Genomic DNA, 15,075 nt, shown 5'->3' on the forward strand with positions numbered 1-15,075 from the left:
ATCCTGCCGCAGCGGGCGCGCCCCCGGGAGTGCTTGCGCGCTCCGTGCACCATCCGTGGGCGATCCGTGCGCGGATCGCCGAGTGGCGGCCCGGCGGCCGCGGTTGCGTGCCGCCGGGCCGGTCGTTGGGCCGGTCGTCGAGCGGTCCGGTCCGCTGCGGTCGGTCAGGCGAAGTGCGCCTTGGCCTCCGGGGAGACGTAGGCGCGGATGATGACGACGGCGATGGCGATGCCGGCCAGCGAGGTGACGTTGCCGGAGAAGAGGGTGAAGAGCGAGCCGATGACACCGAGGCCCTCGACGGCGAGGACGGTCGGCCGGGCCCAGCTCAGGCCCTTGGGGGTGCCGACCGCTCCGGCGACCAGGGCCAGCGCGATGAGCGCGGTGAACCAGCCGAGCAGTTGCAGGGTGCCGGCGCCGTCGCCGCCGTGGTCGGCCTCGTCGTTGCCGAGCGCGATCAGCAGCACCCCGGCGAAGAGGTTGAGGAGGATCTGGAGGGCGATGAAGCCGAGGGCCATCTTGAGCTGCTTGGGCAGCCCGCCGCCTGCGGTCTGAGCCTTCGTCATATGTACTTCCCCCTTGGGTGGATCAGTGATCCGCGTCGCTGCGGGTCATCCGGAGGATCGGGGCGGGGCCGGTCGGCTGTCAATGGGGCCGACCGGCCGGGGCCGGGGCGCGGCTCGGTCGAAGGAGATCGCGGCCAGCCGCAGTTCGCCCCGCAGCACGACCCGCAGGTCGTGGACGCCCTCGGCGGGTGCGGTGAGTTCGGCCCGTACGGTCGTCCAGGTGTACCGGTCGCCGGTGGCGGGCACCGGGATCCGGGAGGCCGCGCCTGCGATGTGCAGCGCGACGGCGGCCGGGCCGGCGGAGGTATGCGAGACGGTGATCTCGGCCGTCGCGGCTCCTTCGTCGAAGTCCACGGCGCGGAAGGCGGGTCGGGCCGGGCCGGCGCCCTCGGTCGCGACCGCTTCACCGTCCTCGCGGGTGCGGTCGACCAGCCGGACACCGGAGGCCTCGACGAGTCCCGGGCGGCGATCGGGGCGGTGGTGCCGGGGCGGGGCAGCGGCTCCGGGCCGGTGAGCACGAGGTCGGCGTCGGCAGGCAGGTCGGCGCTGGAGGCGCCGGCGGCCAGGGTGTGCCGGCCGGGGTCGACCGTTCACCGGCCGTGCCCGGGGTCGAAGCGGCCGAGTGCGGTGAGCGGGACGCGGAAGGCGACCCGGCGTTCCTCGCCCGCGGCGAGCCCGACGCGTTCGAAGCCGACCAGCCGGCGCAGTGGGGTGGTGACCGGCGCGTCGTGGCAGCGGGCGTACAGCTGAACGACCTCCGCTCCGGCGCGCGGGCCGGTGTTGGCGACGGTCAGCTCCGCGACGGCGTGCTCCCCGTCGACGGCGGCAGTCAGCGAGCCGTACCGGAACTCGGTGCAGGAGAGGCCGTGGCCGAAGGGGTCCGCCGGCGGGCGGGCAGCCGGGCGTCGCGGTAAGGGGCGTCGGGCATGGATGGTCCTCCGGTGCGGCACGGGGGTGGAGCTGATGCTTCACGAGGTGGTCGATCGAAGCGCTTCGAAGTCGGCAGTGGCGCTGCGGACCGTCAAGACGCCCGACCGTCGGCGGGAGCCCGCCGGCCCCGGTGTTCCCGCTGGTCCAGACCGATTTGGCGGATGCGCAGGCCACTGCCCCGAAGCGCCCGCACGGTCTGTGCCGCCGTCAAGTCCTGAACTGTGAAGCGCGTGCAAACCCTTGTGCGACGGCCCCGGCTGGCCTAGCCTCGGCGCACGTTGAAGCGCTTCGACAGTGCGGCCGGGGCCACACCACCGCACCGCCGGAGCACCGCCCGCAGCACCCCCGCACCTCCCACCCAGCCGCAGCCCGGAACGAGGACGGCCGGGCGCGGCCGAGCCGCCGGCCGCCCGGGCCCGCCCGCCCCGCCACACGACGAAGGGCTCCACCCGCCATGAGCAGCGCTGACAGAGTCGGCTCCGCCCCCGTCCCTGCCGCCGAGGCTTCCTCGGCGCCGCCCTCGCCGCGGCCGCCGCGGTCAGGAGCGGCGGCCTGCTGGCGGCCTGCTCCTCCGGCACCGGCCGCTCCAGCGCCGAGGGAGGTGTCGCCACCGGCAGCGCCCTGCAGAACGCCCTTCCCGCCTTCGTCGCCTCCACCCTCGTCACCCCGGACATCCCGGGCCGCAACGGCTCCACCCTGCGTCCCCGGCTGGAACATCACCGGCCAGATCCCCAACGCCATCGGCGCCAAGGCCGCCGACCCCGCTTCCAGAAGGGCATGCTGATCGGCGCCGTCAAGGGCTGAGCAGCGAGAGGCGGAACGTCGAGCGTCGAGAGGACCCCCCATGCCGTCCCTTGCAGACACCACCCGCGGCCGGATCCTCTTCGGCGGCGACTACAACCCCGAGCAGTGGCCCGAGGAGACCTGGGCCGAGGACGTCCGGCTGATGCGGGAGGCCGGCGTCACCACCGTCACGGTCGGCGTCTTCGCCTGGGCCGCGCTCGAACCGACGCCCGGAGCACGGGAGTTCGAGTGGCTGCGGCGCGTCCTCGACCTGCTGCACCAGGGCGGGATCGAGGTCTGCCTGGCCACCCCCACCGCCTCCCCGCCGCCCTGGCTCGGCGAACTCCACCCCGGGACCCTTCCGGTCACCGCCGAAGGCACCCGCCTGCACTGGGGCTCCCGCAACCAGTGGTGTCCCTCCTCGGCCGACTACCGGCGCCGTGCCCTCGCCCTGGTCGAGGACCTCGCCGCCGCGTTCGGGCACCACCCGGCCGTCCGGATGTGGCACGTCAACAACGAGTACGGGCCGGTCTGCCACTGCGAGGAGACCGCCGAGCGCTTCCGCGACTGGCTGCGCAAGCGGCACGGCGGCCTGGACGCGCTCAACGCCGCCTGGGGCACCGCCTTCTGGAGCCAGCGGCACGGCAGCTGGTCGACCGTCGCCCCGCCGCGCGCCGCCCCCTACCTGCCCAACCCGGCCCAGGCGCTGGACTTCCGGCGGTTCTGCTCCGACGTCCTGCTGGAGTGCTTCACCGCCGAACGCGAGGTGCTGCGCCGGCACAGCCCAGGGCTGCCGGTCACCACCAACTTCATGACGCTCTACCCGCACGTGGACTGCTGGGCCTTCGCCGCCGAGGAGGACGTCGTCTCGCTCGACGCCTACCCCGACCCGGCCGATCCGCGCGCCGCGGTGCGTGCTGCCCTCGGCCAGGACATGATCCGCTCCCAGGCGCGCGGCCCCTGGCTGCAGATGGAGATGGCCGCCTCCGCCGTCAACTGGCGCGCCGTCAACCGGGCCAAGCCCGCCGAACGGCTCCGCCTGGAGGCGCTGCAGGCCGTCGCCCGCGGCGCCGACGGCCTCTGCTTCTTCCAGTGGCGGGCTTCCAGGCAGGGCGCGGAGAAGTTCCACTCCGCCCTGCTGCCGCACGCCGGCGCCGACACTCCGCAGCACCGCGCCGTCCGCGCACCCGGCGCCGAACTCCCGCTGATCGCCGAGGCGGTGGGCACCGACGTCAAGGCCGACATCGCGGTCGTCTTCGACTGGTCGAACTGGTGGGCCCTGGAACAGCGCGGCCGTCCCTCCGACCGGGTCGACCTCGAACCGGTCGCCCTCGCCTGGCACGGCGCCCTCTGGGACGCCCACCTCACCGCCGACTACGTCCACCCCGAGGCCGACCTCACCCGCTACCGGCTGGTCGTCGTCCCCAACCTCTACCTCGCCTCCGACCGGGCCGTCGAGAACCTGACCGCCCACGTACACCGCGGCGGTACGCTGGTCGCCGGCTTCTTCACCGGTGTCGCCGACGACCAGGACACGATCCGTCCCGGCGGCATGGACGAACGGCTGCGCGACCTGCTCGGCGTCCACCCGCTCGAGTGGCGCCCACTCGATGCTCCCGCTGACCTCGACGGCGGCGGCACCGCCGACCTGTGGAGCGAGGAACTGCGCCTCGGCGAGGGCACCGAGGTGCTCGCCTCCTTCGCCGACGGCACCCCCGCCGCCACCCGCCGCGGCCGTGCCCACTACCTCGCCACCCTGCCCGAACCCGCCGTCCTGCGGCGGCTGCTCGCCGACGCCGCCGATGTCGCAGGCGTCCACCCCGAGCTGCCCGGCCTCCCCGACGGCGTGGAGGCCGTCCGGCGCGGCGGACTGCTCTTCGTGCTCAACCACACCGCCGACGCGGTGCACCTGCCCCTGCCCGGCCCTCACCGGGACCTGCTGACCGCCCGCGACAGCGCAGCACCGCACCTCGCCCCCCACGGCGTCGCGGTGCTCCGCCCGCTGTGACCGACAGGACTCCCATGCCCGACGCCCCCACCCACGGCATCCACGACACCGCGCCCGCCGCCCGCTGGGAGGACGCCTACCTCGGCGGCAACGGCCGGCACGGCGTCCTGGTGCACGGCCGCACCGCGGACGAGCACCTGGTGGTCACCCACCACGACCTGGTCCGTCCCGACCCGGCGAGCGGCGTCGAGCCGCCGCTGCTCGCGCCCCTGCTCGGCGCGGTGCAGGACGCCCTGCTGGCCGGCCGGCAACAGGAGGCGGTGGCCGCCTTCGGCGGGGACTGGGAGCCGCGGTTCGTCCAGTCCTTCCATCCCGGCTTCGCCGTGCGGATCCGCCGCCCGGCCGACGGGGCCGCCGACTACCGGCGCACCCTGGACTTCCGTACCGGCGTCGTCGCCGCCGAATGGCGGGAGGAGGACGGCTGGTGGCGCTGCGAGACCTTCGTCTCCCGCGCCGACGACGCGGTGGTGCACCTGCTGACCGCGCCCGGCGGCGGCGCCGTCGACGCCGAGGTCTGCCTGGACACCCGGCTGCCCGGCGTGCCGGACGACCTGCGGGCCGCCGTCCGCTCGGTGTACCGCCCCGCCGAGATCCCCGCCGCCGCACCGGACGCCCCCCGGGACTCGGCGCTGCTGCGGCTGCGCGTCCGCTACCCCGACAGCGAACTCGGCTACCGCGGCGCCACCCGGCTGCTCGCCCCCGGCGGCACCGTCCGCTGCGGCGGACCCCGGGTGCACGTCACCGGCGCCCGCCAGCTGCTGCTGCTCACCCGCACCGCGCGCGGCCCGGTCGCCGAGCCCGACGGCCGGCTCGGCCGGCTCGACACCGGCCTGTACGCGCTGCCGGAGGACTACGAGGTGCTGCTGCAACGCCACCTCGACCGGCACACCGAGGCGTACGACCGGGTCGCGCTCGACCTGCACGCGCCGGCCGCCGACCGCGAGCTGCCCGCCGCCGAGCTGCTGGCCCGCCAGGAGCGGGATCCGGCGACGCTGCAACTCGCCCTGCTGGAGTCGCTGTTCGCGGCGGGCCGGTACCACCTGCTGGCCTCCTCGGGCGAGCGTCCGCCGCGGCTGTGCGGCCTGTGGGCGGGCGACTGGTCGACCGCCTGGGGCGGCGCCTTCACCACCAACGCCAACCTCAACCTGCAGCTCGCCGGAGCCGCCGCCGGCGGCCTGCCGGAGGCGTCGCTGGCGCTGGCCGCCCTCGTCCGCGACCAGCTGCCGGACTGGCGGACCAACGCCCGCCGGCTGTTCGGCACCCGCGGCGCGGTCGCCCCCGCGCACACCGACGGCACCAACGGCCTGCAGTACCACTTCAACCGCAGCTGGGCGCACCACCTGTGGACGGCCGGCGCCGACTGGCTGCTGCACCCGCTGCTGGAGCACGCCGAGACCACCGGCGACACCGCCTTCCTCACCGGCGAGCTGCTGCCCGCCCTGCTGGAGACCGCCGCCTTCTACGAGGACTTCCTGACCCGCACCGGCCCGGACGGCCGGATCGCGATCGTGCCCTCGTACTCGCCGGAGAACCACCCGGTCGACCCGGCCACCGGCGAACCCGCGCCCGCCGCGGCCGCCGTCAACGCCACCATGGACATCGCCGCCGCCCGGCACGCCCTCACCACCGCCGCCGAACTCGCCGACCGGCACCGCGCCGCCCCCGCCGCCCGCACCGCCGTCTGGCGGGCACTCGCCGCCCGACTGCCCGCGTACCGGGTCAACGAGGACGGCGCGCTCGCCGAGTGGGCCTGGCCCGGCCACCGGGACGGCTACGACCACCGGCACGTCAGCCACCTCTACCCGGTGTGGCCGCTCGACGAGATCGCGCCGGACACCACCCCGGAGCTCGCCGCGGCCGCCCGCACCGCGCTGCTGCTGCGCGGCGACGAGAACCACTCCGGCCACGGCCACCTGCACCGGGCACTGGCCGCCGCCCGGCTGGACGACGCCGGGCTGCTCACCTGCCAGCTCGCCCGGCTGCTCGTCCGCGGCTTCTTCTTCCGCTCCCTGATGAGCAGCCACTACCCGGGCCGGGACGTCTTCAACGCGGACGTGGCGCACGCCCTGCCCGGCGTCCTGATCGAGATGCTGGTGCGCTCCCGCCCGGCCCGCGGCGGCCGCCCGGCCCGGCTGACGGTGCTGCCCGCGCTGCCCGCCGCGCTGCCGAGCGGCCGGCTCACCGGGGTGCGCACCCGCTTCGGCGCGGTGGTCGAGGAGCTGTCCTGGTCGCCGGAGCGGGTCACCGTCGCCCTGCGGGCCACGCGTCCCGCCACCGTCGAGCTGCGGATCGCGCCGCTGCACAAGGAGGGCGGCGAGCTGCTGGAGCTGGCCCCGGGCCGGCTGCGCTCCTGCACCGTGGAACTCTGACGTGCCGTCGGCCGCCCGCCCTGCGGTTTTGCGAACTGATGACCGATTCTTGCTCCGCCGCAGACCGGTGCGACGGTGTGCGTTCACCGGACGTCCCTCCGTGGGCCAACCACCGCTGGGAGCCTCCGGGCATGGATATCCCGAACATGGGCGTGCCCGCGGGGCTCGCCGACCGCATGAGCACGGCCGAGCAGCACGAGTACCTGCGCAGCAGGCTGTCCCGGCGCAGGATGCTGCGCTCCTCGGCGGTGACGGTGGGTCTGCTGGCAGTCGGCGGCGCGCTGGGCGGCGGCACCGCCTCGGCGGCCCCGGCCGCCGGCTCCACCACCGACGGCATCGACGGCGCGCTGGTCGCCCCGATGGGCCGTCACCTGGCCTTCGGCCCGCGGCCGGACACCCAGTTCCGGATCTCCTGGCAGGTCCCGGCGCCGGTCAAGCGGCCGTTCCTGCGCTTCGGCCGCCACCCGTGGGACCTCTCGCACAAGGTCGAGGCGGAGGTGCGTGCCCTGCACACCCCGGCGCTCACCCCGACCGGAACCCCGGTCGACCAGTACTACCTGCACGTCGCGCTTGACCACCTGCAGCCCGACACCACCTACTACTACGGTGTCGGCCACCAGGGCTTCGACCCGGCCTCCGGCCAGGCGATCTCCACCCTGTCGACCTTCCGCACCGCGCCGGCCCGGCACGGCCGCGGCGGCCGCCCGTACGAGCCGTTCACCTTCACCGCCTTCGGCGACCAGGGTGTCTCCTCGCACGCCGCCGGGAACGACCACGTGATCCTCGCCCAGAAGCCGGCCTTCCACCTGCACGCCGGCGACATCTGCTACGCCGACCCGGCCGGCTCCGGCCAGGACTCCGACAAGTCGGTGTACTCGGCGGCCACCTGGGACGCCTTCCTGGCGCAGACCGAGACGGTCGCCGCGAAGATCCCGTGGATGGTCTCCTACGGCAACCACGACATGGAGGCCTGGTACTCGCACCACGGCTACGGCGGCGAGGACGCCCGCTTCTTCCTGCCCGGCAACGGCCCGGACCCGCGCACCGCGCCCGGCGTGTACTCCTTCGTCTACGGCAACGTCGGCGTCGTCTCGCTGGACGCCAACGACGTCTCCTACGAGATCCCGGCCAACCTCGGCATCACCGCGGGCCGCCAGACCGCCTGGCTGGAGCGGACACTGCGCTCGCTGCGGGCCGACGACGGCGTCGACTTCATCGTGGTCTTCTTCCACCACTGCGCCTTCTCCACCACCCACCAGCACGCCTCCGAGGGCGGTGTCCGGGAGGCCTGGGTGCCGCTCTTCGAGAAGTTCCGGGTGGACCTGGTCGTCAACGGCCACAACCACGTGTACGAGCGCACCGACGCCATCCTCGGCAACAAGGTGGCGAAGGCGGTGCCGAGCGGCGGCACGGTGGAGCCGGCCCGGGACGGCGTGGTGTACGTGACGGCGGGCGCGGCCGGCCGCAGCCTGTACTCCTTCGACGCGCCGGACAGCTACGAGGGCCACGAGAACCGCCGCGACTCGGTGGACACCTACCACTTCGCCAAGGGCGGGGTGAAGGTGCCCGAGACGGTCGAGTGGTCGCGGGTGCGCTACACCGGCTACTCCTTCGTGCGGGTGGACGTCGCCCCGGCGCACCGCGGCCGGACGGCCACCATGAAGGTGACCGCCCTCGCCGAGGACGGCACCCGGGTCGACCACTACACGATCGCCCGCCGAGCGGGCGAGTGCGCGACGCACTGACACCACGCGCCCGCCGGGCCCGCCCTCCGGTCGGGGAAGCCGGGCCCGGCCGGGCCTTAAACCAGTTCGGCCAGCTCGGCGGCGAGTTCGTCGCTGTGGCGGAAGGTCAGGCCGGCCAGCGCCACGTGCTTCCAGCGGACCGTCAGGTCGCCGTCCAGGATGAACACCGAGCGGCGCAGGCCGAGGCCGGGCACGGCGATGCCGTACGCCTTGGCGACCGTGCGGTCGGTGTCGGCGAGCAGCGGGAAGGCGATCCGGTGCCGGCGGGCGAACTGCTCGTGGCTGTCCAGGCCCTGCGGGGAGACGCCCCAGACGGTGGCGCCGAGACCGGTGAAGCGCTCCAGGTCGGAGGTGTACTCGCAGAGCTGCTTGGTGCAGACGGGGGTGTCGTCGCCCGGGTAGAAGACCAGCACCAGCGGGCCGCCGCCCTTGGTGTCGGAGAGCCGGTACTCCTGGCGGCGGGCGGTGTCCCCGTCGAGCAGCAGGCCGGGGAGGGCGAAGTCGGGGGCCTGGGTTCCGGCCTCGGGCGGCTTGGGCATGGGTGTCCCTTCCGGGCATCGGCAGACAGACCGGTCTGTCTGCTCATGTCCCGATGCTAGCCCGGCCGGCCGGCGGGTGTCATGGCACCCGCCGGCCGGCCGGGCCGCCGGTCACTGCCGGTAGGTGGCCAGGAAGCGCCCGATCCGGTTGATCGCCGTCTCCAGGTCGTCGGCGCGCGGCAGCGTGACGAAGCGGAAGTGGTCCGGGCGCGGCCAGTTGAAGCCGGTGCCCTGGACGAGGTGGATCTTCTCGCGGAGCAGCAGGTCCAGCACGAACCTCTCGTCGTCGACGATCTCGTGCACCTCGGGGTCGAGCCGGGCGAAGGCGTACAGCGCGCCCTTCGGCTTCACGCAGCTGACGCCCGGGATCTCGTTGAGCGCCCGCCAGGCGACGTCCCGCTGCTCGGTCAGCCGGCCGTTCGGCAGGGTGAGGTCGTTGATCGACTGGTGGCCGCCGAGCGCCGCCTGTACCGCGTACTGCGCCGGCACGTTCGGGCACAGTCGCATGCCGGCCAGCATGGTCAGGCCCTCCAGGTAGTCCGCGGCCTGCTGCTTGGGGCCGGAGACGGCGAGCCAGCCGCTGCGGAAGCCGGCCACCCGGTAGGCCTTGGACAGGCCGTTGAAGGTGAGGGTGAGGACGTCGTCGGCGAGCGCCGCCAGGCAGTGGTGCTCGGCGTCGTCGTAGAGGATCTTGTCGTAGATCTCGTCGGCCAGCACCATCAGGCCGTGCCGGCGGGCGAGGTCGAGGATGCCCTCCAGCAGCTCCTTCGAGTAGACGGCGCCGGTCGGGTTGTTGGGGTTGATGACGACGATCGCCCGGGTCCGGTCGGTGATCTTCGCGGCGATGTCGTCCAGGTCCGGGAACCAGTCGGCCTGCTCGTCGCAGAGGTAGTGCACCGCGCGGCCGCCGGCGAACCGCACCACCGCCGTCCACAGCGGGTAGTCCGGCATCGGGACGAGCACCTCGTCGCCGTCGTCCACCAGCGCCTGGACGGCCATCTGGATCAGCTCGGAGGCGCCGTTGCCCAGGTACACGTCGTCGACCGTCATCCCGGCGACACCGCGCTGCTGGTAGTACTGCACCACCGCGCGGCGGGCCGGCAGGATGCCGCGGGAGTCGCTGTAGCCGTGGGCGTTCGGCAGGTTGCGGATGATGTCCTGGAGGATCTCCGGCGGCGCCTCGAAACCGAACGGCGCGGGGTTGCCGGTGTTCAGCCGCAGGATGCTGTGCCCGGCCTCCTCCAGTGCGTTCGCCTGGTCGACCACCGGGCCACGGATCTCGTAGCACACGTCCTTGAGCTTGCTGGACTGCCGAAACTCCACTGCGGCCTCCCGACCTCACCTCTGGTTGCTTTGTTCTACCAAGTAATCACTTGGAAAGTCCAACCTTTTGGCTATGCTGATCCCCATGCCACGCCGAAGCTACGACCAGTACTGCGCCGTCGCCCGCGCCCTGGACGCGGTGGGGGAGCGCTGGAGCCTCCTGATCGTCCGTGAACTCCTCGGCGGGCCCCGCCGCTACACCGACCTGCACGCGGACCTGCCCGGCGTCTCCACCGACATCCTCGCCGCCCGGCTCAAGCAGCTGGAGAGCGAGGGCCTGGTCGAACGCCGCCGCCTGGAGCGCCCCGCCAACGCCTCGGTGTACGAACTCACCGACCGCGGCCACGCGCTGCGCCCGGTCCTCGACGCACTCGCCGTCTGGGGCACCGCCGACCTCGGCGAGCCCCGGCCCACCGACGCCGTCCGCGAGCACTGGTACACCACCGCCGGCTGACGACCCCTGCCGCCCCGGGGCCGCTCCGACCGCTCCGGGGCTGCTCTGACCGCTCCGGGTGAGGGGCCGGTCGCCCCGGTGTGTCCCGCGCCCGCCCCGGCCGCCCGCCCCTACGGTGGGCGGCAGGAGGGCACACATGGCACGGGTGATCACGCAGGCCTCGATGTCCCTGGACGGATTCATCGCGGACCACTCCGACCAGGTCGGGGCACTGTTCGACTGGTACTCCAACGGGGACGTGGAGGTCACCGGTGCCGACAAGGACCGGGTGTTCCGGGTCTCCGCCGCCAGCGCGGAGTACCTGCGCTCCGCCTGGTCGACCGTCCGCGCCACGGTGATCGGCCGGCGGCTGTTCGACATCACCAACGGCTTTGACGGCCGCCCGCCGGTCGGCGAGGCCGTCTTCGTGGTCACCCACCGCCCGCCGGACGACTGGGACTTCCCCGACGCGCCGTTCACCTTCGTCACCGGCGGCCCGGCCGAGGCGGTCGCCCTGGCCAAGGAGTTCGCCGGGGACGGGGACGTCGGCCTCACCCCCGGCGACATCGGTGGCCAGGCCTTCGCGGCGGGCCTGGTGGACGAGGTCCTGGTCGACCTCGTCCCCGTGGTGTTCGGCGCCGGTGTGCACTACTTCGGCCGCTACCACGGCTCCCCGCTGATGCTGGAGGACCCGGAGATCGTCCAGGGCGACCGGGTCACCCACCTGCGGTTCCGGGTCCGCCGCGACTGAGCGCGGGAGTGGGCAGCCCGGTCCGGTCGGCCGCGGGTGCCCCCGGCGGTCCGCTCAGCCGCCGGTGACGCCGTCGGTGTGCTCGCGCAGCAGATCGGCGTGGCCGTTGTGGCGGGCGTACTCGGAGACCAGGTGGAAGAGGACCAGCCGCAGCGAGTACTCCTCGCCGTCGAGCACGAAGGTGTCGTCCAGCGAGGCGCCGGCGACGACCTCGTCGGCGAGCCGGCGCTCCTCCAGCAGCCGCGCGTAGTCCTCCTCCGCGCGGGCCGGGTCCGACTCGTCGAAGTCGGCGTCCTTGTTCGGGCTTTCGGCGTAGAGCCGCGGCACGCCCGCGCCGGCGAAGCGCTCGCGGAACCAGATCCGCTCGACCTTCGCCAGGTGGCGGATCAGCCCGAGCAGGGAGAGGTTCGAGTCCGGCAGCGGGCGCAGTGCGAGCTGTTCGCCCGTCAGGCCCTGGCACTTGAGCAGGAAGGTGTCGCGGTGCCAGCCGAGGTAGCCGGTCAGCATCTCGCGCTCGCCGGCCACGAGGGAGCCGCCGGTGCGGGTGATGTCGGGTGCGGTCCAGATCATGTCGCGATCATGCCGCCCGGCCCAAGCGCCGCGCCAGCCCCGGCGCATACGCCCCGCGGGCCCGCGCACCGCCCGCCTACAGTGACGGACATGACCGCCGATGCCGCATTCGAACTCGCCCAACTCAACATCGCCCGCCTGCTCGCCCCGCTGGACAGCCCGCAACTCGCCGACTTCGTCTCCGCGTTGGACCCGGTGAACGCGGCCGCCGACCGCGCCGACGGCTTCGTCTGGCGACTGGTCGAGGGGGACGGCAACGCCACCGACGCCCGGATCTACGGCGACGACTGGCTGATCGTCAACATGTCCGTCTGGCGTGACCCGGCCGCCCTGCAGGCGTACGTCTACGCGCCGGAGCACCGCGAGGTGCTGCGCCGCCGTCGTGAGTGGTTCGCGCACGTCGCCGAGGCGATGACGGTGCTCTGGTGGGTACCCGCCGGCCACCGCCCGACCGTGGCCGAGGCGGAGCAGCGCCTCGATCTGCTGCGCGCCGAGGGGCCGACCGCCGAGGCTTTCACCCTCCGCGCCACCTTCCCCGCGCCGGACACGGTTGCGGTGTCCGGTGCGTGACGAACCGTCACACTGCGGCCATGAGCGCGGCTGAGGCTTCTCCAAAAATACTCTTCTCGTCATGATGCAGAGTGATATTGCACCTACGCTGTGCAATTTCACTATTCGACGGACTGTCTAACGACAGATCACGAAACATAACGTTTACATAAAGTCGCATACGGAGGCGATCGCCGATCGGTCTGGACCAATCGGCGTCGCCTCCGTCAACTTTGCTGCGCCTGAATCGAGTTGGCGATCGATGCTGCGAAGTTGTGGAGTCGTTGAACCCCGTACGTCTTCGCGCGTAGAACACGTGTGGACATTTCGCTCGGACGTTCTGGCAGGATTCCCGGCACTCAACCCCTCTCAAGGAATGAGGTGTGGTTTGTCCGGTCGTAGAAGAGCGGTCCAGCGACGGAAGAGCACCCGCGTGATGCTGGTCTCCGCCGTCCTGGCCGCAACGGGGGTCTTCGTGGGCAGCGCCGCCATGGGCGGCGCCTTCACCGAGGAGCGGACGACGGCTGCGGCCGGCGTGTCCGCCGACGGGTCCGCGCCGGCGTCCGAACCAGCGCACGACAAGGCCCCGGAACCGGTGGCCTCCATACCGAGCAACGACCCGCCGCGCGGCCTGGTGTACACCGGCCTCAAGGCGGCCGCCAAGGGCGACAAGTGTGTCGGCGTCCTGAAGACCGCCGAGGGCAACTGCACCCACGGGCCGGACGCGCCCCCCAAGGGCGTGGACGTCAAGAAGGACACCGCACCGGCGGTCAAGAGCGAGGAGACCGCCACCGACCCGGGCAGCACCGCCCCGGCCGACCGGGCCGCGCAGGCGCCGACGGCCGGCACGGAGGCGGCCGTCGACGCCGCCACCGGTCAGGGCGCCGTCGCCGCCCCCGCACCGGGTGCGAGCGCCAAGCCCACCCGCACCGCCGCCGCCGGCCCGGCCGACCAGACCGTCCAGTGCGACGGCGACGGAGCCACCGGCAACCGCGTCCAGGTGGTGTACGCCCACGGCCCCGGCAAGGACCGGTACGCGCAGTACGCCGCCTCCTTCCGCAAGTGGGCCGCGGACGCCGACACCATCTACTTCGCGAGCGCCCAGGAGACCGGCGGTGTCCGGCACATCCGCTTCGTGACCGCCGCGGACTGCACGCCGTCCGTGCTCAACGTCGAGCTGTCCGACTCGGCCCTCGCCGAGTTCAGCGCGATGAACTCCGCGCTCGCCCAGAAGGGCTTCAACCGCAAGGACCGCAAGTACATGGTCTTCGCGGACGCGAACGTCTACTGCGGCATCGGCACCTTCGCCGGTGACGAGCGCCCGGGCCAGGACAACCTGTCCAACTTCGGTCCCTCGTACGGCCGCACCGACTCCGGCTGCTGGAGCGGCTCCACCGCCGCGCACGAACTCGGCCACAACCTGGGCGCGGTGAACAACAGCGCGCCCAACACCAGCCGCGGCGCGCACTGCACCGACGAGTGGGACGTCATGTGCTACTCCGACACGCCGTACTACCCGACGATGCGGACGGTCTGCCCCGAGCGCGGCCACGACGAGCGCCTCGACTGCAACCACGACGACTACTACAACACCAGTCCCAAGGCGGGCAGTTACCTCGCCACGCACTGGAACGTCGCCAACAACCAGTTCCTGATGGCCGGCGGCGGCACCGGGCCGAACCCGAACCCGAGCCCCTCGCCGACCTCCTCGCCCACCCCGTCGCCCAAGCCGAGCCCGACCGGGCCGACCGGCAGCACCGGGCCGACGCCCACCGTCGGGAGCCTCGCCTCCGACTCCGCGGTGCTCAACTGGCCCGCGGTCAACGGGGCCGACTGGTACCAGGTCCGGCTGAACGGCGCCTTCCTCACCTGGGTGCAGCAGAACTCGGTGCGCGTCTACAACCTGCGCCCCGACACCGACTACACCGTGGCGGTGGCCTACCGCGACCGCGCCGGCAAGGACTCCGCGCCCGGCCGCACCGTCTCCTTCCACACCCCGAAGGCCGGCACCACCACCACGCCCAGTGCGGCGTACACCATGGTCAACGGCGTCTCCGGCCTGGCCGCCGAGATCTGGGGCGGCAAGTCCGCGGACGGCACCGTGCTGGTCGCCTCCCAGCCCAACGGATACGCCGGCCAGCGCTGGTACTTCGACGACGCAGGCGACGGCTACGCCCGGATCCGCTCCGCGGTCTCCGGCAAGTGCCTGCAGCTCGGCGGCGCCGCGGGCGTCGGCCAGTGGGTGTACCAGCAGCCCTGCAACGGCACCTCCACCGCCCAGCAGTGGCGGCTCGCGACGGCCGGCGGCGGCGTCACCGTCACCGCCCGGGGCAGCTCGCTCGTCCTCGGCATCTCCGGCCGCCCGTACTACGGCGCCTGGCTGATGGAACTCCAGGACCCGAACGGCTCCGGCTACCACGCCTGGACGGTCCAGAAGACGTCCTGACGCTCCGCCGAGCCACCGGGGGCCCGCGCGCCGCCGCGGGCGGGCCCCCGCCGCACCACCCACTGC

Annotated in this window: 12 protein-coding genes and 1 pseudogene; 7 read left to right on the forward strand and 6 right to left on the reverse strand. The window is 73.4% G+C overall.

Annotated features, from left to right (window positions below; genetic code table 11):
* Window positions 1-164: 164 nt before the first annotated feature.
* The 3 genes from AB0P35_RS24800 to AB0P35_RS24810 are packed head-to-tail and all read right to left on the reverse strand — an operon-like array spanning window position 165 to window position 1,513.
* The gene (locus AB0P35_RS24800) at window positions 165-563 is read right to left on the reverse strand and encodes a hypothetical protein (RefSeq protein ID WP_363514335.1); all 399 of its coding nucleotides are present in this window, start codon (window positions 561-563) and stop codon (window positions 165-167) included.
* Window positions 564-608: 45 nt separating this feature from the next.
* On the reverse strand, window positions 609-1,157 hold the full coding sequence (locus tag AB0P35_RS24805; RefSeq protein ID WP_363514338.1) for a carbohydrate-binding protein: 549 nt from the start codon (window positions 1,155-1,157) through the stop codon (window positions 609-611).
* Window positions 1,154-1,513 (reverse strand): fibronectin type III-like domain-contianing protein, encoded by a 360-nt coding sequence (locus AB0P35_RS24810; RefSeq protein ID WP_363514341.1) that lies wholly within the window; start codon window positions 1,511-1,513, stop codon window positions 1,154-1,156. The genes AB0P35_RS24805 and AB0P35_RS24810 overlap by 4 nt, the downstream gene beginning before the upstream one ends.
* Before the next feature lie 824 nt (window positions 1,514-2,337).
* Between AB0P35_RS24810 and AB0P35_RS24815 the strand changes: the two genes are divergently transcribed.
* The 3 genes from AB0P35_RS24815 (at window position 2,338) to AB0P35_RS24825 (ending at window position 8,398) form a co-directional block, all read left to right on the forward strand.
* Window positions 2,338-4,284 (forward strand): beta-galactosidase, encoded by a 1,947-nt coding sequence (locus tag AB0P35_RS24815; protein WP_363514344.1) that lies wholly within the window; start codon window positions 2,338-2,340, stop codon window positions 4,282-4,284.
* Between the two features lie 14 nt (window positions 4,285-4,298).
* Complete coding sequence (locus tag AB0P35_RS24820) at window positions 4,299-6,653, forward strand: glycoside hydrolase N-terminal domain-containing protein (protein WP_363514347.1); 2,355 nt, start codon at window positions 4,299-4,301, stop codon at window positions 6,651-6,653.
* Between the two features lie 131 nt (window positions 6,654-6,784).
* Window positions 6,785-8,398, forward strand: a complete 1,614-nt coding sequence (locus AB0P35_RS24825; RefSeq protein WP_363514350.1) for a metallophosphoesterase family protein — start codon at window positions 6,785-6,787, stop codon at window positions 8,396-8,398.
* Window positions 8,399-8,454: 56 nt separating this feature from the next.
* On the opposite strand, the gene AB0P35_RS24830 is transcribed toward AB0P35_RS24825, so the two are convergent.
* Together AB0P35_RS24830 and AB0P35_RS24835 are read right to left on the reverse strand one after the other, a co-directional pair.
* Window positions 8,455-8,937 (reverse strand): peroxiredoxin, encoded by a 483-nt coding sequence (locus AB0P35_RS24830; protein WP_363514353.1) that lies wholly within the window; start codon window positions 8,935-8,937, stop codon window positions 8,455-8,457.
* Between the two features lie 111 nt (window positions 8,938-9,048).
* Window positions 9,049-10,260, reverse strand: coding sequence for a pyridoxal phosphate-dependent aminotransferase (locus tag AB0P35_RS24835; RefSeq protein WP_363514356.1), 1,212 nt, complete (start codon window positions 10,258-10,260; stop codon window positions 9,049-9,051).
* 85 nt (window positions 10,261-10,345) lie between these two features.
* Between AB0P35_RS24835 and AB0P35_RS24840 the strand changes: the two are divergent.
* Window positions 10,346-10,699: pseudogene (locus tag AB0P35_RS24840) on the forward strand (helix-turn-helix domain-containing protein); the annotation flags it as partial.
* A 151-nt stretch (window positions 10,700-10,850) separates the two neighbouring features.
* Window positions 10,851-11,444: a dihydrofolate reductase gene (locus AB0P35_RS24845; protein WP_363514359.1), complete on the forward strand. Its 594-nt coding sequence runs from the start codon at window positions 10,851-10,853 to the stop codon at window positions 11,442-11,444.
* Between the two features lie 54 nt (window positions 11,445-11,498).
* Here AB0P35_RS24845 and AB0P35_RS24850 read toward each other — a convergent pair whose 3' ends face one another.
* Complete coding sequence (locus AB0P35_RS24850) at window positions 11,499-12,014, reverse strand: DinB family protein (RefSeq protein ID WP_363514362.1); 516 nt, start codon at window positions 12,012-12,014, stop codon at window positions 11,499-11,501.
* 90 nt (window positions 12,015-12,104) lie between these two features.
* On the opposite strand from AB0P35_RS24850, the gene AB0P35_RS24855 reads away from it, so the two are divergent.
* Together AB0P35_RS24855 and AB0P35_RS24860 are read left to right on the forward strand one after the other, a co-directional pair.
* On the forward strand, window positions 12,105-12,584 hold the full coding sequence (locus AB0P35_RS24855) for a DUF3291 domain-containing protein (RefSeq protein WP_363514365.1): 480 nt from the start codon (window positions 12,105-12,107) through the stop codon (window positions 12,582-12,584).
* A gap of 415 nt (window positions 12,585-12,999) precedes the next feature.
* Window positions 13,000-15,009: an RICIN domain-containing protein gene (locus AB0P35_RS24860; protein WP_363514437.1), complete on the forward strand. Its 2,010-nt coding sequence runs from the start codon at window positions 13,000-13,002 to the stop codon at window positions 15,007-15,009.
* Window positions 15,010-15,075: the final 66 nt, after the last annotated feature.

The organism is Kitasatospora sp. NPDC085879 (assembly GCF_040686255.1).
Lineage (GTDB): Bacteria > Actinomycetota > Actinomycetes > Streptomycetales > Streptomycetaceae > Kitasatospora.

Coding starts and splice junctions, on each gene's coding strand:
- AB0P35_RS24800 (WP_363514335.1), bottom strand. CDS start 563: ATGACGAAGGCTCAGACCGCAGGCGGCGGGCTGCCCAAGCAGCTCAAG.
- AB0P35_RS24815 (WP_363514344.1), top strand. CDS start 2,338: ATGCCGTCCCTTGCAGACACCACCCGCGGCCGGATCCTCTTCGGCGGC.
- AB0P35_RS24820 (WP_363514347.1), top strand. CDS start 4,299: ATGCCCGACGCCCCCACCCACGGCATCCACGACACCGCGCCCGCCGCC.
- AB0P35_RS24825 (WP_363514350.1), top strand. CDS start 6,785: ATGGATATCCCGAACATGGGCGTGCCCGCGGGGCTCGCCGACCGCATG.
- AB0P35_RS24830 (WP_363514353.1), bottom strand. CDS start 8,937: ATGCCCAAGCCGCCCGAGGCCGGAACCCAGGCCCCCGACTTCGCCCTC.
- AB0P35_RS24845 (WP_363514359.1), top strand. CDS start 10,851: ATGGCACGGGTGATCACGCAGGCCTCGATGTCCCTGGACGGATTCATC.
- AB0P35_RS24850 (WP_363514362.1), bottom strand. CDS start 12,014: ATGATCTGGACCGCACCCGACATCACCCGCACCGGCGGCTCCCTCGTG.
- AB0P35_RS24855 (WP_363514365.1), top strand. CDS start 12,105: ATGACCGCCGATGCCGCATTCGAACTCGCCCAACTCAACATCGCCCGC.
- AB0P35_RS24860 (WP_363514437.1), top strand. CDS start 13,000: ATGCTGGTCTCCGCCGTCCTGGCCGCAACGGGGGTCTTCGTGGGCAGC.